Below are 17,846 nucleotides of genomic sequence, written 5' to 3'. Positions count from 1 at the left end.
GCGGGGCTCGCGGTGGCTTCGACAGGCTCAGCCACCTTGGTGGGCGCAAACCTCACACCGGGCCCGCGCCCGCGTGAGAGAAACGTTCGCCGGGGGTAACGCGGGCGCGAGGGCGGGAGAAACCTCGGCTGCCTAGCGTCGGGGCATGGCCCGCTCGAACCCCGCAACCGGAACGAAACACGCCGCTGACGCCTCGGCAAAGTCCGCCGCGTACGGTGACGGCATGCTCCACCCCGCTCCATCCGGATCCGTCGTGGTCGTGGGTGCGGGAATGGTGGCCCACCGCTTCGTCGAGAGCCTCACGAGCCGCGACACCGACGGCCGTTGGTCAGTCACGGTGCTGGGCGACGAGGCCCGCGGCCCGTACGACCGCGTCGGCCTCACCGGCTACTTCAGCGGCAAGACCCCCGACGACCTCGCCCTCGACCCCGCCGTGCTCGAGCACGACCGGGTGCGGGTGCGCACCGACGCCCGCGTCACGGCGATCGACCGCGCGGCGCGCACCGTCACCACGGCCGGAGGGTCGACGCACGCGTACGACCGCCTCGTGCTGGCGACCGGCTCGTTCGCGGCGCGCCTGGCCCTCGACGGCTTCGACCACCAGGGCTGCTTCGTCTACCGCACGCTCGACGACGTCGCGGCGATGCGGGCGTGGGTCGCGAAGCGCTCGGCCCAGCTCGGCCGGCCCCTGCGCGGCGCGGTCGTCGGCGGCGGTCTGCTCGGACTGGAGGCCGCGGGAGCTCTGCAGGCCGAGGGTGTCTCGCCGTTCGTGCTGCAGTCGAACGAGCGCCTCATGTCGGCGCAGCTCGACCTGGGCGGGGCGCGCACCCTGCAGCGGCTCATCGAAGCGCGCGGCATCGAGGTGCGCACGAGCTCGGTGACGACCCGGGTGGATGCCGACAAGACCGGCGCCGTGTGCGGCCTCGAGCTGCGCGACGGCACGTGGGAGGCCGTCGACATCGTGGTCTTCACGGTCGGCGTGCGGCCCCGCGACGAGCTCGCCCGTGCGGCAGAGCTGCGGGTCGACGCCCGCGGCGGCGTCGTGATCGACGAGGGCTGCGACACCTCGGATCCCGCGATCATGGCGATCGGCGAGGTCGCCAGCTTCGACGGGCAGTGCATCGGCCTCGTCGCCCCCGGCTACGCGATGGCCGAGGTCGCCGCGACCCGCCTGCTCGGCGGCCAAGCGGCCTTCCCCGGCTTCGACACCTCGGCCAAGCTCAAGCTCTCGGGCGTCGAGGTCGCGAGCTTCGGCGACGCGTTCGCCGAGACGCCGAACGCCCTCGACGTCACCTATGCCGACCCGGTGTCGGGCGTCTACAAGAAGCTCGTGCTGAGCGACGACGCGCGGACGCTTCTCGGCGGCATCCTGGTCGGCGACGCCTCGGCGTACACCTCGCTGCGTCCGCTGATCGGTCGCGCGCTCGGCGGCGACCCCGCGGCCTACCTCATGCCCTCCGACCTCGCCCCGGCCCCGCAGGGCGACCTGCCCGCCGACGCGATCGTCTGCTCGTGCAACGGCGTCACCGCCGGAACCGTGCGCGAGGCCGTCACCGAACACCAGTGCGCGGATGCCGCCGAGGTCAAGGCCTGCACCAAGGCCGGGGCCGCGTGCGGCTCGTGCTTCACGCTCGTGAAGAAGCTCGTGGCGACCGAGCTGGCGGCATCCGGAAAAGAAGTCTCGAACGGACTCTGCGAGCACTTCTCGTTCACCCGGGCGCAGCTGTTCGACGCCGTCCGGGTCTCGGGGCTGCGCACCTTCACCTCGATCGTCGAGCGCTTTGGCACCGGCCGCGGTTGCGACATCTGCAAGCCGGCCCTCGCGAGCATCCTCGCCAGCCTCTACTCGGGGCACGTGCTCGACGGCGAGCTCGCGACGATGCAGGACACGAACGACCACGTGATGGCCAACATCCAGCGCGACGGCAGCTACAGCGTCGTCCCGCGCATTCCGGGTGGCGAGATCACGCCCGAGGGGCTGGTCGTGATCGGCGAGGTCGCGCGCGACTTCGGGCTGTACACGAAGATCACCGGAGGGCAGCGGATCGACCTGTTCGGCGCCCGCCTCGACCAGTTGCCCGACATCTGGAAGCGTCTCGTCGACGCCGGCTTCGAATCCGGCCACGCCTACGGCAAGTCGCTGCGCACCGTGAAGTCGTGCGTCGGCTCGACCTGGTGCCGCTACGGCGTGCAGGACTCGGTCGGCATGGCCGTGCAGCTCGAGCTGCGCTACCGGGGCCTGCGCTCGCCGCACAAGCTCAAGTTCGGCGTCTCGGGCTGCGCGCGCGAGTGCGCCGAGGCCCGCGGCAAGGACATCGGGGTGATCGCGACCGAGGCCGGCTGGAACCTCTACGTCGGCGGCAACGGCGGCTTCACCCCGCGTCATGCGGTGCTGTTCGCCGAGGGCCTCGACGACGAGGGGCTCCTCCGGGCGATCGACCGGTTCCTCATGTTCTACATCCGCACCGCCGACCGGCTGCAGCGCACCGCCCCCTGGGTCGAGGAGTACGAGGGCGGACTCGAGGCGCTGAAGGGTGTCGTGTTCGACGACACGCTCGGCATCGCCGGCGATCTCGACCGGGCCATGGCATCCCACATCGACGCGTACGAAGACGAGTGGGCCGCGACCCTCGCCGACCCCGAGAAGCTCAAGCGCTTCCAGAGCTTCGTCAACGCGCCCGAGAAGGCCGACCCCTCGCTCGCCTATGTCGCCGAGCGCGGCCAGGCCCGACCCGCCACGGCTGAGGAACGCGCGTCGGGCGCGGTACTCATCGGTGGCACGACGCTGGCGGTGCGGTCATGACCCTGATGCAGACGACTCCGGATGCCGGGGCCTCGGCCGTGACGACGGGTTCGGCCTCCGTGGCATGCGGGGCGACTCCGGATGCCGGGACCCCGGCCATGACGCCAGGCTCCGCTCTCGCTCCCGACGCGCAGGCGGCGGCGGGCAACGGCTGGATCCGCGTCTGCCGCATCGACGACCTGCTCGTCGAGCGCGGGGCGGCGGCCCTGCTCGGCGACCGGCAGATCGCACTGTTCCGCACGTTCGACGGGCGAATCTTCGCGACCGACCAGATCGACCCGTTCAGCGGAGCGGCGGTGCTCTCGCGCGGGATCGTCGGCGACCGCGGGGGAGTGCCCACCGTGGCCTCGCCCATGTACAAGCAGGTGTTCGACCTGCGCACCGGCGCGTGCCTCGACACGCAGGGCAAGCAATCGCTGACCGTGGCCGTGCACCCGGTGGCGGTCGCCGAAGGCGATGTGTTCGTGAAGCTCGTGACCGCCTCGGCGCCGGCGGGCAGCGCGCACGCCGACCCCGCGCACGCCGACCCCGCAGAAGGAGACGCCCGATGATCGCTCTCGCAGGACTCGACCTCACCGACAAGCTCGTCGTGTGCGTGGGCGGCGGCTCCGTCGCCGAGAAGCGCATCGCGCGGCTGCGGGCCGCCGGCGCCCGGGTGCGGGTGGTCGCACCCGTGGTGACGCCGGGTCTCGCCGCGCTCGCCGCCGCGGGTGACATCGAGTGGCTCGCGAGGGGATTCGCCGACGCCGACCTCGACGACGCCTGGTTCTGCCACACGGCCACGGGCACGGCATCCGTCGACGCCGACGTGGTCGCTGCGGCCGAGGCCCGCCGCGTGTGGTGCGTCAACGCGGGGCACGGGGGCAAGGGCACCGCGCGCCTGGCCGCCGAGACCACGAGTGGCGACGTCATGGTCGGCGTCGTCTCCACCGCGGGGGCCGACCCCCGCCGCAGCGTCGCCGTGCGCGACGCCATCGCCCAGCGCCTCGCCGAAGGCGCCCTTCCGCTCCGCCGCCGACGTCGCCCGCTCGTGGGGAGTGTGGCGCTCGTCGGCGGCGGTCCCGGCCCGGTCGACCTGCTGACGGTGCGCGCCCGCGCGCTGCTGGCCGAGGCCGACGTCGTCGTGCACGACCGGCTCGGACCCACCGGCGTGCTCGCCGAACTCGGCGACGACGTCGAGCTGATCGACGTGGGCAAGCGGCCGCAGCATCACCCGGTGCCGCAGCACGAGATCAACGCGATTCTCGTCGATCGCGCGGCTCGCGGGCTGCGCGTCGTCCGGCTCAAGGGCGGCGACCCGTTCGTCTACGGCCGCGGCGGCGAAGAGGTCATCGCGTGCCGCGAGGCCGGGATCGCGGTCGAGGTCGTGCCCGGCATCTCGAGCGCGATCGCCGTTCCCTCAGCCGCCGGAGTGCCCGTGACGCACCGCGGCGTCGCCGGTACCCTGCATGTCGTGAACGGTCAGGACACCCCGAGCGAGGCGACCCTCGCCGCCCTGCGCGACGACAGCGCCACGGTCGTCGCACTGATGGGCGTCAGTGCCCTGCCGCGCTTCGTCGCCGCGGCCCGCGCTGCCGGTGCTCCTGAGACGCGCCCCGTCGCCTTCGTCGAGAACGGCCACACGCCCGCTCAGCGCACGATCCGCACCACGCTCGGAACGGCGATCGCGGATGCCGAGACCCACCGCCTCGCGAACCCTGCGGTGCTGGTCTTCGGCGAGGTCGCCCGGGCCGACCTGCTGCTGCCGGTCGCGGCGCCCGCTGCGGCATCACGCCAGCCTGCTTCCGCGGCGGTCGCGGTGCGCACGGAGGGCATCGGGTGACCACACCCGCGCGGACGATCAGCACGGTGCTCCAGGGGTGCACCGTGCTGCTTCCCGTCGACAGGCGGTCGGGGGAGCTGTCGGCCGCGCTCGAGCGCCACGGCGCGCGCGTGCGCATCGCTCCGGCCCTCACGATCGTGCCGCACGTCGACGACGACGAACTGATCGCGCAGACACGGTCGCTGGTCGCCGACCCGCCCGACGTCGTCGTGGCCACCACCGGCGTGGGGTTCCGCGCGTGGATGGAGACCGCCGATGAGGCGGGGCTGCACGACGCGCTCGCGCCCGTGCTCGACGGCGCGCGCATCGTCGCGCGCGGGCCCAAGGCGCGCGGGGCCATTCAGCAGGCCGGGTTCGAGGCCGACTGGGTCGCCGAGAGCGAGACGGCCGCTGAACTGCGCGACTTCCTCGTGGCCGAGGGAATCGAGGGACTCCACGTCGCTGTGCAGCACCACGGTTCCGGGGCCGACGGTCTCGACGAGGCGTTCGAGGCGGCCGGCGCGCGCGTGACCAGCCTCACCATCTACCGCTGGGGTCCGCCGCCCGACCCCGAGATCGTCGCCGCGTCGACCCAGCAGGTCGCGCGGGGAGAGATCGACGCGGTGCTGTTCACCTCGGCCCCCGCCGCGCGCGAGTGGATCCTCGCGGCCGAACGGGCCGACGCGCTCGACGGAGTGGCCGCGCGAGCCGCCCGCGGGCACGTGCTCGTCGCCGCCGTCGGGCCCATCACCGCAGGTCCCCTCCTCGAGGCGGGCATCACCCCGCTCATCCCCGACCGCGGGCGACTCGGCGCGCTCGTGCGAGCCGTGGTGACGCACTACGGCGGGGCGGACGCGGCGCTCATCCCCACGACGGTCGGGCGCCTCGGCATCCGCTCATCGGGGATCGTGCTCGACGGGGAGTTCACGCCCCTGCCGCGCACCGGAGTCGAGATCCTGCGGGCGCTCGCCAAGAACCCCGGGGCCGTCGTCTCGCGCGCCGACCTGATCGCCGCGCTGTCGAGCGCGGAGGCCAGCGGACACGCCGTCGAGGTCGCCGTGGCCCGCACGCGCGAGGCGCTCGGCGGGCTCGACCTGATCCGCACCGTCTACAAGCGCGGATACCGGCTCGACGTGATGGACGAGGAGGACGCATGACCGCCGTACTGATCGCCTGCGCCCACGGCACGAGGTTCGAAGAGGGTCGCGTCGTCGTGCGCGAGCTGCTCGAGGTGCTGCGCTCCACCGCTCCCGCGGGCGTCGAGGTGCTCGAGGCCTATGTCGACGTGCACGGTCCGTACGTGTCCGACGTGGTCGCCGTAGCGCGGGAGCGCACGGACGACATCGTGATCGTGCCACTGCTGCTGTCGACCGGCTATCACACCGAGGTCGACCTGGTGGAGGCCGCGGGTGGCCTCCCGGTCGCGCCCGCGCTCGGACCCCACCCGGTGCTGGCCGAGATTCTCGCCGATCGCGTGCGCGCGGCCGGGGCCGCTCCCGACGACACCGTCGTGCTCGCCGCGGCCGGATCCACCCGCCCGGGCGCCGTGGTCGACGTCGAACGCATGGCGGAGCTGATGGCGGACGCCGGTGTGACAGGTCCCGTCGTCACGGCCTACGCCGCGGCATCCGACCCCCGCATTCCGGATGCCGTGGCGACAGCACGCGCGGACGGCCGCCGCACGGTCGCCGCGAGCTACGTGCTCGCCCCGGGGCACTTCTCGCGCGTGATCGAGAAGGCGGATGCCGACCTCACCACCGCCCCGATCGGCGCGGACCCGCGCCTGGCGACGGTGGTGTGGGAGCGGTGGGCCGCGGCGCGCCGCCCCCGGGCCTCGGTTGCGGAGGTGGTCCCGGCCCCTTCGACAGGCTCAGGGACCTCGGTCGCAGAGGTGGCTGAGCTTGTCGAAGCCCCCGGTCGTGCGTCGGTTCCGGACCCTTCGACAGGCTCAGGGACCTCGGTCGCGGAGGTGGCTGAGCTTGTCGAAGCCTCCGGTTGTGCGTCGGTTGCGGACCCTTCGACAGGCTCAGGGTCCTCGGTCGCAGAGGTGGCTGAGCTTGCCGAAGCCCCCGGTCGTGCGTTGGTTGCGGACCCTTCGACAGGCTCAGGGACCTCGGTTGCGGAGGTGGCAGGGTCCTCCTCGCGCGGCCTCTGCGCCGGGCTGCGCGGCCTCTTCTCGCGCGCTCGCCGCCGCGCCTGAGCAGAGCGCTGGGGGAGCGCGGGTAGGGTTCCTCTCGCCCATGCATCGCCTCCTCGTCGCCCTTCTGGCCGCTCTCGACGCCGTTCTGGCCGCCGCGGGCGGTATCGCCGTGGTGCTCGCACCGCTCACCCTGCTGTGGGTGTTCGGTATCGGCAATCCCGACTGGTCGGCCCTCTGGCCGGCATCGGCCGCGGTATGGCACCTGGGCCACCTCGTGCCGGTGACCCTGACCCTGCCCGACACGTATCTCGCGGCGACGGGCATCGACCCCTCGTTCGCGACCTTCACGCTGTCGCTCGCGCCGCTCGCCTTCGCCGCCTTCACCGCGTTGTTCGCCGCGCGCTCGGGAGCCCGCGCCGGGGAGGCGGGAGCAGCGCTCACCGGCTGGCTGTCGGGTTCGGTGGTCTTCACCGCCCTGACCACGGTCGTCGCACTCACGTCGAACGCCGCGCTCGTGGCATCCGACACCTGGCTCTCGATCCTTCTGCCGTCGCTGTTCTTCGTCGCCCCCTCGTTCATCGGAGCGGTGCTCGGTGCCTGGCGGGTCGGTGACGACGGCCCCGTCGACGCCGTGCGGGGGTGGATCGCGCGGATGCCGCGAGACTGGGCCCTCGTGCCCGCCCTCGCGATCCGCGGCTTCGCCGTCACCGCGCTCGGACTCGTCGCCGTCGCCTCGGTAGTGGTCGTCGTGGGCCTCATCGCGCGCTCGACGCAGGTGATCGGCCTCTTCCAGGCGAGCAACGCCGACGCTCTCGGAGCGACCGTCATCGCGCTCGGGCAGCTGATGTACCTGCCGACGCTCGTGCTCTGGGCCTTGTCGTTCACGGCCGGCCCGGGCTTCGCACTCGGAACCGACACCGCCGTGACGCCGGCGGCGACGCAGGTCGGCGCGCTCCCCGGCATCCCGGTGCTCGGCGCCGTGCCCGACACCACCTCGTCGTGGCTGCTGCTGCTCGTGCTGCTCCCGGTCGCGGTCGGCGCGCTGACCGGGTGGATCCTGCGATCCCGGATGCCGCTGAACGACGACCACGAACCCGTCGCGCCCCGGCTGGTCGTCGCCCTCAGCGTCGCGGTGCTCACCGGCGGAGCGGGTGCGCTCGCCGCGGTGCTCTCGAGCGGAGCGATCGGGCCCGGACGACTCGTCGAGACCGGCCCGCAGCCCGGCCCCCTCGCGCTCGCGCTCGGCCTCGAAGTGCTCGTCGGCCTTGCGATCATGCTGCTCGGCCCCCGCGTCGGCGGAGACGCCCCGCCCGAGGTCGTCGAGCACCGCGACGAGACTCCCGCCTTCGTCCCGGCCCCCCGCGCGCACACCGCGTTCGACCACGACGAGCACGCGACCGGACCCGCTCCCGTGCTCGCGGCGCCCGGAACCGGCATCGCCTCCGACGTCTGGCCCCGCACGTTCACCGAACCGGATGCCGCGCGCCCCAGCGCGACGCCCGAGCGCACCGAGGTCGGCCTGACCGACGAGGAGCGCGCCCGCATCCGCGCAGCCTGGGGCTCGGCCGACCGCGACGGCCACCGCGACGACCGCTGACCCGCTTCGGCACGCTCCGACCCACCTGCGTAGACTGAGCGCGTGCTCACGGTCGCCGTCCTCATCTCCGGCACCGGCTCCAACCTCCGCGCCCTGCTCGAGGCGGCATCCGCCCCCGACTTTCCGGCGCGCGTCGTGGTGGTCGGTGCCGATCGCGAAGCCGACGGCTTCGCCCACGCCGAGCACTTCGGCATCCCGAGCTTCCTCGTCGCGTATGACTCGTTCGAGAGCCGCGAAGAGTGGGGCGCCGAACTCGGTGCGCAGCTGGCCGTGTGGAATCCCGACCTCGTCGTGCTGAGCGGACTCATGCGCCTGCTGCCGGCCGACCTCGTCGCCGCGTGGGAACCCCGCATCATCAACACCCACCCCGCGTACCTCCCCGAGTTCCCCGGAGCCCACGGCGTGCGCGACGCCCTCGCCGCCGGCGTCGAGCAGACCGGAGCGAGCGTCATCGTCGTCGACTCCGGCGTCGACACCGGGCCGATCCTCGCGCAGGAGCGCATCCCCGTGCTGCCCGGCGACACCGAAGACACCCTGCACGACCGCATCAAGCCCGTCGAACGACGTCTGCTCATCGACGTCGTGCGCCGCATCGCCGAGGGCGAGCTCGACCTCGCCGCCGCGGCATCCCGAACCGCCTGACCCGCGCGGCGGGCGCTCGCCCGCTGCGGACGAACCCGACTCGAGACACAGGAGCCGAAAGCCATGGCCGGACCCCGCCACGACCCCGCCGACTACCGTCCCCGCGACATCGTCCCCATCCGCCGCGCCCTCGTGTCGGTCAGCGACAAGACCGGCCTGCTGCAGCTCGGTGAAGCCCTCGCCGCCGCCGGCGTCGAGATCGTCTCGACCGGCGGCTCGGCGACGCTGCTGCGCGACGCCGGCCTCGAGGTCACCGACGTCTCGGCCGTCACCGGCTTCCCCGAGTCGCTCGACGGCCGCGTGAAGACCCTGCACCCCAACGTGCACGCCGGTCTTCTCGCCGACCTGCGCCTGGCCTCGCACGAAGCGCAGCTCGACGAGCTCGGTATCCGCCCCTTCGAACTCGTCGTCGTGAACCTCTACCCGTTCGTCGAGACCGTGGCATCCGGAGCCGAGGGCGACGACGTTGTCGAGCAGATCGACATCGGCGGCCCCGCGATGGTGCGCGCCTCCGCGAAGAACCACGCCAACGTCGCCATCGTCGTCTCGCCCGAGTCGTACCCCGCGATCATCGACGCCGTGCAGGCGCAGGGCGGCACCACCCTCGTGCAGCGCCGCGAGCTCGCCGCCCGCGCCTTCTCGCACACCGCCGCCTACGACACCGCCGTGTCGACCTGGTTCGCCGAGGGCACGCTCGGCGACGACATCGACCTGCCCGCGCACCTCACGATCCAGGCCGAGCGCCAGTCGACCCTGCGCTACGGCGAGAACTCGCACCAGCGCGCCGCGATCTACACGCGCGTCGGCGGTCACGGCATCGCCCAGGCCACGCAGCTGCAGGGCAAGGAGATGTCGTACAACAACTACGTCGACGCCGACGCTGCCCTGCGCGCCGCCTTCGACATGGTCAAGCCCGCCGTCGCGATCATCAAGCACGCGAACCCCTGCGGCATCGCCGTCGCCGCCCCCAACGCGCTCGACCCGATCGCCTCGGCGCACCTGCGCGCGCACGAGTGCGACCCCGTGTCGGCCTTCGGTGGAGTGATCGCCGCGAACCGCACCGTGACGCTCAAGATGGCCGAGAACCTGCGCGACATCTTCACCGAGGTCATCATCGCGCCCGACTTCGAGCCCGAAGCGCTCGAAGTGTTCAAGCTCAAGAAGAACCTGCGCGTGCTGCGCCTGCCCGCCGACTGGACGCAGGAGTCGATGGACGTGCGCCTCGTCTCAGGCGGACTTCTGCTGCAGGACGCCGACCGCTTCCCCGACGACATCGAGTCGGTCGCCAAGAACTGGGAGCTCGTCTCGGGCGAGCGTCCCGCCGAAGCCGACATGGAGAGCCTCATCTTCGCGTGGAAGTCGTGCCGCGCGGTGAAGTCCAACGCCATCGTGCTCGCGCAGGCCTCGGCCACCGTCGGTATCGGCATGGGCCAGGTCAACCGCGTCGACTCGTGCCGCCTCGCCGTCGAGCGGGCCGGTGACCGTGCTGCCGGTTCGGTCGCGGCATCCGACGCGTTCTTCCCCTTCGCCGACGGGCCGCAGGTGCTGATCGACGCCGGGATCTCGGCGATCATCCAGCCCGGTGGATCGGTTCGGGATGCCGAGGTCGTCGACGCCGCGCGCGCCGCCGGCGTCACGATGTTCTTCACGGGAGAGCGTCACTTCTTCCACTGAGCCGTCGCGCTTCGCGCCGCCCTCGTGACCTCGGTTGCGGGGGCGGTGTGGTGTGTGGGGGTGTGGCGTGGATCTTGGTGTTGGCGGGGCGTTGGCGTTGGCGTTGGCGGGGCGTTGCGTGGGTTCGCGGGGTGCGGTTTGGGGCGCACTTTGTCGTTTGGGGCGTGAATTTCCCGCCCCGAACGACGGAATCCGCCCCGAACCCGGAGGGGCGCGAAGCGCCGACGGCGGGGGACGAGTGGATCAAGCGGTAACGCACTCACAAGACCCCGCGAACCGCCAGTGCGAGCTTCCGGCGCGGACGGGTCGATAGCTTTCGGTGAGCGATCGTCGGTCGCGGTGAGGAGTCCGGAGACGTGGCCGGAAGAATGTCGCGAGCGTCGCGCGTGGCGGTGTTGGTGGTCGTCATCGTCGTGCTGCTGGCCTACGCGCTGGGTGCCGGTGTCCTTTTGGGGCTGACCTCTCCTCGAAGAGCGGGCGGGGAGGTGTTCCTCGCGACCGCGGCGATCGGCGGATTCGCCGTCGGTCCGATGCTCATGGGGTCGTGGTTGACCTTTTGGGACCCCCGCAGGTCTCGGGGATCGCGCCAGATGTTCCGCCGGATGTGGATCGTCATGGGCGTCGTCGAGATCGCCTCTGTCGCGCTGATCATCGCGTATGCGGTTCTGGTGGGCGCTCCGACGTGGCTTCCGGTCGTCTTCATCGCCGGGGGAGCCGTGCTGATGGCCGCGGCATACGCCATGGGCCCTGCGCTGCGGAACGCGGATCGTCATCAGGTCGCCGGCGAGGTGGCGTCGATCTACCCACCGGAAGAGCGACGCCGTGACATCCGCCGTATCGTGCTGACCGCCGTCATCACCTTCGTGATCATGGGAACCCTCTCGCTCTCCCTCGGCCTGATCTTCGGAGCGGAGGAGAACTGGTTCCCGCTCGTCGGTCTCCCCATCGCGATGACGCTTCTCTTCGGAGGTGGCGTGGGGGCGATGTTCCCGTCCTACCGGCTTGGTCGGCGCACCCGTGCGCTCGTTGACGGCGACCTCGGGCGACTGCGAGCCATCGGCAAGGTGGTGCTGGGGAACAAGAAGGTGGAGCTCACTCCGGAAGAAGAGGAGGCCGCCGCGCGGTACGCACCCGTGGCTCCCGCTCTTCTGACCTACCAGCTGATCTCGCTGGGGGCGCTGATCGCGGGTCAGGGGATCCTGCAGATCAATACTCTCCTGTCGGAGACCTCGGACCCTGCGTTCCGCGTGTTCAGCGCCATCTTCCTCGGACTGGTGATCGTCGGCCTCGCGGTCGTGATCCCGCTGCAACTGCGGCAGATCCGGCGTGCGCAGGCGTACGCGAGCGCCCATCCGGTGCCGAGGTCGGGGGCGACTGCGACTTCGACCGTTGAGGTGTAGCCGAGAAGCGATCACGCAATGGCGGCAGCTCGCTGGACGCGAAGGCGTACCGGACCGGCGGGTTCGGTGGTGGCATCGGTCGCGTTCGGGGCGCGTTCTGTCGTTCGGGGCGTGAATCATCCGCCCCGAACGACGGAATCCGCCCCAAACCGGAGGGGACTGCCCCAAACCGGAGGGGACTGCCCCAAACCGGACGGGACCGCCGCAGGCCACGCGGGGGCGAGTGGACCGCGCGAGCGCGGCGCCCGGTCTCGCAGGGTGGGGGGATGCAGTCGGCATCCGGATATGTCTCGCGGCGCGGCCTCGTGTGGGGTGGCCTCGGCGTGCTCGCCTTCTCGTTCACCGTGATCTTCACCCGCGTCGCCGTGGCGCAGCTCGACCCGCTGTTCGTCGGGGCGGGGCGGGCCGTCGTGGCCGCGGCGATCGCGGCGGTCGCACTCGCGGTGACGCGGTCGCGGATGCCGTCGGCCCGGCAGGCCGCACGCCTCGCGATCGTCGGCGGGGGAGTGGTGCTGGGCTTTCCGCTGCTGACCTCGTTCGCCCTGACCTCGGCACCCGCGAGTCATGGCGCGGTCGTGATCGCGGTGCTGCCCGCCGCCACCGCCGTGGCCGCGGTGCTCCGCACGCGCGAGCGACCGGGCCGCGGGTTCTGGATCGCGGCGGCGATCGGAGCCGTCGTCGCCGTGGCTTTCGCCGTCGGCGGTTCCGGGGGTGAGGGGCTGCATGCCACCGATCTGCTGCTGCTCGGCGCGGTCGTGGCCGCCGCCGTGGGCTACGCCGAAGGCGGGGTGCTCGCGCGCGAACTCGGCGCGTGGCAGACGATCTCGTGGGCGCTCGTGCTGTCGAGCCCCGTGATGGTCGGCCTGACCCTCTTCTCCGCGATCCGCACGCCGGTCACCGCGGATCCCGCCGCGTGGGGATCGTTCGCCTACCTCGCGGTGGTGAGCATGTTCCTCGGGTTCGTCGCCTGGTACCGCGGACTCGCGATCGGACCCATGGCCCGCGTCAGCCAGCTGCAGCTCGCCCAGCCGGTGCTGTCGCTGGGCTGGGCGGCTCTCGTGCTCGGAGAGTCGCTGACCCTCGGGACCGTGGCCGGTGGTCTCGCCGTCATCGCGTGCGCGGCGATCGCCGTGACGATCCGTCAGCGCTCGGCGGGCCCTCCGGCGCCCGTGTCTCCCGAGGCGACGGATGCCGCTGCGCTCACGCGCTCATCTCGATGAGCTTCGCGACGGTGTTGGCGTTGCGCGCCGTGCCGACGACGCCGAGTCGCTTCTCGATGTAGCTCGCTTGCACCTTCGACCGTCCGATGCCGTCGGGGTAGCGGACGAACACCTCGCGCCCGTCGACCACGACTTCTTCCGGCGCGCCCGTGGGGAGCTCGAGCGTGGTCGTGGCGGCGGGCTGATCGAGGAAGACGGTCTGCACCCAGTGACCCTCGGGGTCGGACGCGAACGGATTGCGCGCGTGCGCGTCGGCGAGCTCGGCGTGGGTGCGGACGATGACGGGCAGGTCGAAGCCGAACCCCTCCCGCACCGCCGCGCGGACCGTCTTCGCGATGGTGGCGGAGCTGCGTCGCCCCGGGTCGAGCACGAGGTTGCCCGCGACCTGCAGCGTCTCGACCTCGCCCAGACCGGCGGATGCCAGGACCTCGCGCAGCGCGGGCATCTTCATCGCCGTGGGTCCACCGACTCCACGGATCAGGGCGATGAGGCGTGACATGAAGCGACCGTATTCCGTCGGCACCGGGTGAGGAGAGGGCGGATCCGGGCGCGACAGATCAACGCCCGGCTCGCTCGAGCGTCGAGCGACAGCGCGCGCCCGCCCCGCCTCAGGCCGAGTCGCGACCCAGGGTCTCGAGCAGGCGCAGCCACACCTCGCTGACCGTCGGGTACGACGGCACCGCGTGCCACAGACGCTTCACCGGCACCTCGCCGACGATCGCGATGGTCGCGGAGTGCAGCAGCTCGGCGATGTCGGGGCCGACGAAGGTCGCACCGACCAGCACGCCTCGGTCGAGGTCGACGATCGCGCGGGCCTTTCCGACGTAGGCGTCGGACTGCTCGCTCGAGCCGGCGATGCTCGCGAGGTCGTAGTCGACCACCTTGACGTTCAGGCCCTTCTCGTCGGCCTTCTTCGCGGTGAGACCGACGGATGCCACTTCGGGGTCGGTGAACGTCACCTGCGGCACGGCGTCGTGGTCGGCGGTCGCCACGTGAGCGCCCCACGGAGCGTCGTCGATCTCGTCGCCCTTCGCACGGGCGGCGATCACGTCGCCTGCCGCGCGCGCCTGATACTTGCCCTGGTGGGTCAGGAGCGCCCGGTGGTTGACGTCGCCCACGGCGTACAGCCAATGGAAGCCGCGGACGAGGAGGGTGTCGTCGACCTCGAGCCATGTGCCCGGCTTGAGGCCCACGGCATCCAGCCCCAGATCCTGCGTGCGGGGCGTGCGACCGATCGCGACGAGCACCTCGTCGGCCGTGACGGTCGTGCCGTCGGAGAGCTCGAGCGTGGCGCGGCCGTCGTCGTCGCGACGAGCGGAGGTGGTGTCGGCGCCGGTCTTGACGGTGACGCCGCGCTCGCGCAGGGAGTCGGTGACGAGCTCGCCGGCGAACGGCTCGTTGCCGCCGAGCAGGCCGGAGCGCGCGATGATCGTGACCTCGCTGCCGAGACTCTGGAACGCGGTGGCCATCTCGGCGCCGACGACGCCGCCGCCGATGATCGCGAGGGATGCGGGGATCTGCTCGACGGCGGTGGCCTCGCGACTCGTCCACGGTGAGATGTCGGCCAGACCCGGGATGTCGGGCAGGAGCGCAGCCGACCCGGTGCAGACCGCGACCGCGTGGCGCGCGACGAGGTCGGTTGTCGTGCCGTCGGCGGCGGTGACCCGCACGGTCTTCTCGCCGGTCAGGGTGCCGTGGCCGCGCACGAGGTCGATGCCCGCGCCCTGCAGCCACTGCACCTGACCGGAGTCGTCGTAGTTGCTGGTCATGGTGTCGCGACGGCGGAGCACGGCCGCGACGTCGAGGTCGCCCGTGACCGCCTGCTTCGCCCCGTCGACGTCGCGTGCGGCGCGCAACGCGGCGGCGCTGCGCAGCAAGGCCTTCGACGGCATGCAGGCCCAGTACGAGCACTCGCCGCCGACGAGCTCGGACTCGACGATGACGGCGGTGAGGCCGGCCTGCACGGCATGGTCGGCCACGTTCTCGCCGACGGGGCCGGCACCGATGACGATGAGGTCGTATTCGCGTTCGCTCATGTCGCTCAGGCTACTCAGGGGGTGCGACATCGGGCGGGGGTTGCGCTGCCCACCCGCGCGCGGATTTCCGAGCCAACCGCACCCTGGGGGAACCCTGCAAGGTCTTGACTACTATCTCTGAACCGGTTTAGAGTTTTGATTACTGAACCGGTTTAGGCCGCAGGCCCCCACGACGGAGTGACGGATGACGAACGACACGCGACCCACCATCGCCGATGTCGCGCGCCGCGCCGGCGTGAGCAAGGGCCTCGTCTCGTTCGCGCTGAACGGCCGCGCGGGCGTCGCCCCCGACACCCGCGACCGCATCCTCGCCGTCGCCGCCGACATGGGTTTCAGCCCCAGCCTCCGGGCTCGCTCGCTCAGCGTCGGCCGGGCGTTCGCGTGCGGTCTCGTGATCGGTCGCAGCCCCGACGTGATCGCCGCCGACCCCTTCTTCCCCTCGTTCATCGCGGGCGTCGAAGACGAGTTCTCGGTCTCGGGCCAGGTGCTCGTGCTGGCCGCGGCCACCCCCGGTCGCCACGAGGAGGAGACCTACCGCGGCCTGGTCGCCGATCGCCGCGTCGACGGCGTGATCCTCTCCGACCTCCGCGCGGGCGACCCCCGCATCGCGCTGGTCGCCGAGCTCGGCATCGCCGCCGTCACACTCGGCGTCCCCGACGTCGACAGCCCCTTCACCTCGGTGTCGGTCGACGACGGAGCGGGCATCCGTCTCGCGGTCGACCACCTGGCCGACCTCGGCCACACCGACATCGCCCACGTGGCGGGCCCCACCGCGATGCTCCACGGCCGCAGCCGCACGGCGGCGTTCGAGGCGGCGGCTGCAGACCGCGGCATCCGGTCCCGGGTCGTGCCGACCGACTTCAGCGCGGCCGACGGCGCCCGGGCCACGGATGCGCTGCTCGACGCCGACGTGCCCCCGACCGCGATCGTGTACTCGAACGACAACATGGCCATCGCCGGTCTCGGCCGCGCGCAGCGTCGCGGGCTGGTCGTGCCGCGCGACCTGTCGATCACGGGGTTCGACGACGCCGAGATCGGCCGCCACCTCTTCCCTGCCCTCACCAGCGTCGCCACAGACGCGCGGGGCTGGGGAGCCGCCGCCGCCCGCGCGCTGCTGGCCGCCACCACGGGCGGTGCCGCCGAGGCCCTCGCTTTGCCCGATCCCCGACTCATCGTCCGCGCCTCGACCGGGGCGCCGCCGACCGCTTGACGCACCGCGGGTCATCCCGCACACACAAGGAGGAAGACATGCGACGACGCATTCTGACCACAGCACTCGCCGCCACCGGCGTCTTGGCCCTGTCCGCCTGCAGCGGCGGGGGAGGAGCGAGCTCGGGCATGGACGCCCGCGGCCCGATCACCATCTGGTACTCCAACAACGACGCCGAGATCGCGTGGGGCGAGCAGATGGTGAAGGCGTGGAACGACGCCAACCCCGACCAGCAGATCACCGCGCAGGAGATCCCCGCCGGATCCTCGAGCGAAGAGGTCATCGGGGCCGCGATCACCGCCGGCAACGCGCCGTGCCTCATCTTCAACACCTCGCCCGCGGCCGTCCCCGGCTTCCAGAAGCAGGGCGGACTGGTCAACCTGTCGGACTTCCCCGACGGCGAGCAGTACATCACCGACCGCAGCGGCGACCTCGCCGACCAGTACCGCTCCGACGACGGCGGCTTCTACCAGCTGCCGTGGAAGAGCAACCCGGTCATGATCTTCTACAACAAGGACCTCTTCGCCCAGGCCGGCCTCGACGCCGAGAACCCGAAGCTGTCGACCTACGACGAGTTCCTCCAGACCGCGCAGACGCTGAAGTCGGCCGGGGTCGCGCCGTACGCGATCAACCCGGCGCCCACGAGCGAGTTCTTCCAGTCGTGGTTCGACTTCTACCCGTTGTACGCCGCGCAGACGGGCGGCAAGCAGCTGGTCGAAGACGGTCAGGCGACCTTCGACGACGCGGACGGCGAAGCGGTTGCCGACTTCTGGCGCACCATTTACAGCGACCAGCTCGCCGGCAACGAGCAGTACCAGGGCGACGCGTTCGCCGACGGCCAGGCCGCCATGGCGATCGTCGGGCCGTGGGCCATCTCGGTCTACAAGGACAAGGTGAACTGGGGCTCGGTCCCCGTGCCGACCGAGAAGGGCACCGCCGCCTCCGACACGTGGACCTTCAGCGACGCGAAGAACGTCGGCCTGTTCACCGCGTGCGACAACAAGGCCACCGCGTGGGACGTGCTGAAGTTCGCCACGAGCGAGGAGCAGGACGGCACGTGGCTCGAGGAGACCGGACAGATGCCGCTGCGCACCGACCTCACGACGACCTACGCCGACTACTTCTCGGCCAACCCGTCGTACCAGCAGTTCGGTGACCAGGCCGCCCGCACCGTCGAGGTGCCGAACGTGCAGAACTCCGTGGAGATCTGGCAGGCGTTCCGCGACGGGTACTCCCAGGCCGTCATCTTCGGCGAGGGCGACGTCAAGACCTTCTTGACGGATGCCAAGACCCAGATCGACCAGCTCGCGGCGGGGAAGTGAC

The 17,846-nt window shown here is 71.9% G+C and carries 14 protein-coding genes; 12 read left to right on the top strand and 2 right to left on the bottom strand.

All coding sequences use genetic code 11. From position 1 onward, the window contains the following. Positions 1–223: 223 nt before the first annotated feature. From nirB to FS769_RS02975, 10 genes are all read left to right on the top strand, one after another. Positions 224–2,803, top strand: coding sequence for a nitrite reductase large subunit NirB (gene nirB / locus FS769_RS03025; protein ID WP_144831829.1), 2,580 nt, complete (start codon positions 224–226; stop codon positions 2,801–2,803). Further along, the gene (nirD, locus tag FS769_RS03020; RefSeq protein ID WP_396652402.1) at positions 2,800–3,354 is read left to right on the top strand and encodes a nitrite reductase small subunit NirD; all 555 of its coding nucleotides are present in this window, start codon (positions 2,800–2,802) and stop codon (positions 3,352–3,354) included. Before nirB ends, nirD begins: the two co-directional genes overlap by 4 nt. Further along, complete coding sequence (gene cobA / locus FS769_RS03015; RefSeq protein WP_144829189.1) at positions 3,351–4,625, top strand: uroporphyrinogen-III C-methyltransferase; 1,275 nt, start codon at positions 3,351–3,353, stop codon at positions 4,623–4,625. The genes nirD and cobA overlap by 4 nt, the downstream gene beginning before the upstream one ends. Continuing rightward, positions 4,622–5,761 (top strand): uroporphyrinogen-III synthase, encoded by a 1,140-nt coding sequence (locus FS769_RS03010; protein WP_144829186.1) that lies wholly within the window; start codon positions 4,622–4,624, stop codon positions 5,759–5,761. The genes cobA and FS769_RS03010 overlap by 4 nt, the downstream gene beginning before the upstream one ends. Then, entirely contained in the window at positions 5,758–6,804 is a 1,047-nt protein-coding gene (locus FS769_RS17020) for a sirohydrochlorin chelatase (protein ID WP_260979676.1), read from the top strand. Before FS769_RS03010 ends, FS769_RS17020 begins: the two co-directional genes overlap by 4 nt. 40 nt (positions 6,805–6,844) lie before the next feature. Next, on the top strand, positions 6,845–8,341 hold the full coding sequence (locus FS769_RS02995) for a DUF6350 family protein (protein ID WP_144829183.1): 1,497 nt from the start codon (positions 6,845–6,847) through the stop codon (positions 8,339–8,341). A 42-nt stretch (positions 8,342–8,383) separates the two neighbouring features. Then, positions 8,384–8,983 carry a phosphoribosylglycinamide formyltransferase gene (purN, locus tag FS769_RS02990; RefSeq protein WP_144829180.1) on the top strand — a complete coding sequence of 200 codons (600 nt, stop codon included), beginning with the start codon at positions 8,384–8,386 and terminating at the stop codon, positions 8,981–8,983. A gap of 63 nt (positions 8,984–9,046) precedes the next feature. After that, entirely contained in the window at positions 9,047–10,657 is a 1,611-nt protein-coding gene (gene purH / locus FS769_RS02985; RefSeq protein ID WP_144829177.1) for a bifunctional phosphoribosylaminoimidazolecarboxamide formyltransferase/IMP cyclohydrolase, read from the top strand. 356 nt (positions 10,658–11,013) lie between these two features. Next, positions 11,014–12,057 (top strand): hypothetical protein, encoded by a 1,044-nt coding sequence (locus FS769_RS02980; protein ID WP_144829173.1) that lies wholly within the window; start codon positions 11,014–11,016, stop codon positions 12,055–12,057. A gap of 266 nt (positions 12,058–12,323) precedes the next feature. After that, positions 12,324–13,277, top strand: a complete 954-nt coding sequence (locus FS769_RS02975) for a DMT family transporter (RefSeq protein ID WP_144829170.1) — start codon at positions 12,324–12,326, stop codon at positions 13,275–13,277. Here the strand turns inward: FS769_RS02975 and FS769_RS02970 are convergent. Beyond that, positions 13,258–13,776, bottom strand: a complete 519-nt coding sequence (locus FS769_RS02970) for a DUF1697 domain-containing protein (protein WP_144829167.1) — start codon at positions 13,774–13,776, stop codon at positions 13,258–13,260. The genes FS769_RS02975 and FS769_RS02970 overlap by 20 nt on opposite strands. A 109-nt stretch (positions 13,777–13,885) precedes the next feature. Then, complete coding sequence (locus FS769_RS02965) at positions 13,886–15,313, bottom strand: NAD(P)/FAD-dependent oxidoreductase (RefSeq protein WP_144829164.1); 1,428 nt, start codon at positions 15,311–15,313, stop codon at positions 13,886–13,888. A 184-nt stretch (positions 15,314–15,497) separates the two neighbouring features. Here FS769_RS02965 and FS769_RS02960 point away from each other — a divergent pair, with 184 nt between their 5' ends. Both FS769_RS02960 and FS769_RS02955 read left to right on the top strand, forming a co-directional pair. Next, entirely contained in the window at positions 15,498–16,523 is a 1,026-nt protein-coding gene (locus FS769_RS02960; protein ID WP_144829162.1) for a LacI family DNA-binding transcriptional regulator, read from the top strand. Between the two features lie 38 nt (positions 16,524–16,561). Next, positions 16,562–17,845 carry an extracellular solute-binding protein gene (locus tag FS769_RS02955; protein WP_144829159.1) on the top strand — a complete coding sequence of 428 codons (1,284 nt, stop codon included), beginning with the start codon at positions 16,562–16,564 and terminating at the stop codon, positions 17,843–17,845. Position 17,846: the final 1 nt, after the last annotated feature.

It is taken from the genome of Microbacterium sp. BH-3-3-3 (assembly GCF_007679045.1).
Taxonomy (GTDB): domain Bacteria; phylum Actinomycetota; class Actinomycetes; order Actinomycetales; family Microbacteriaceae; genus Microbacterium; species Microbacterium algihabitans.
The sequence above is the reverse complement of the archived record's forward strand: the minus strand, read 5'-3'. Positions and strand labels throughout refer to the sequence as shown.

Excerpts from the sequence above, each read along its gene's own strand:
- nirB (WP_144831829.1), top strand. The coding sequence starts at position 224 with ATGCTCCACCCCGCTCCATCCGGATCCGTCGTGGTCGTGGGTGCGGGA.
- nirD (WP_396652402.1), top strand. The coding sequence starts at position 2,800 with ATGACCCTGATGCAGACGACTCCGGATGCCGGGGCCTCGGCCGTGACG.
- cobA (WP_144829189.1), top strand. The coding sequence starts at position 3,351 with ATGATCGCTCTCGCAGGACTCGACCTCACCGACAAGCTCGTCGTGTGC.
- FS769_RS17020 (WP_260979676.1), top strand. The coding sequence starts at position 5,758 with ATGACCGCCGTACTGATCGCCTGCGCCCACGGCACGAGGTTCGAAGAG.
- FS769_RS02995 (WP_144829183.1), top strand. The coding sequence starts at position 6,845 with ATGCATCGCCTCCTCGTCGCCCTTCTGGCCGCTCTCGACGCCGTTCTG.
- purH (WP_144829177.1), top strand. The coding sequence starts at position 9,047 with ATGGCCGGACCCCGCCACGACCCCGCCGACTACCGTCCCCGCGACATC.
- FS769_RS02975 (WP_144829170.1), top strand. The coding sequence starts at position 12,324 with ATGCAGTCGGCATCCGGATATGTCTCGCGGCGCGGCCTCGTGTGGGGT.
- FS769_RS02970 (WP_144829167.1), bottom strand. The coding sequence starts at position 13,776 with ATGTCACGCCTCATCGCCCTGATCCGTGGAGTCGGTGGACCCACGGCG.
- FS769_RS02965 (WP_144829164.1), bottom strand. The coding sequence starts at position 15,313 with ATGAGCGAACGCGAATACGACCTCATCGTCATCGGTGCCGGCCCCGTC.
- FS769_RS02960 (WP_144829162.1), top strand. The coding sequence starts at position 15,498 with ATGACGAACGACACGCGACCCACCATCGCCGATGTCGCGCGCCGCGCC.
- FS769_RS02955 (WP_144829159.1), top strand. The coding sequence starts at position 16,562 with ATGCGACGACGCATTCTGACCACAGCACTCGCCGCCACCGGCGTCTTG.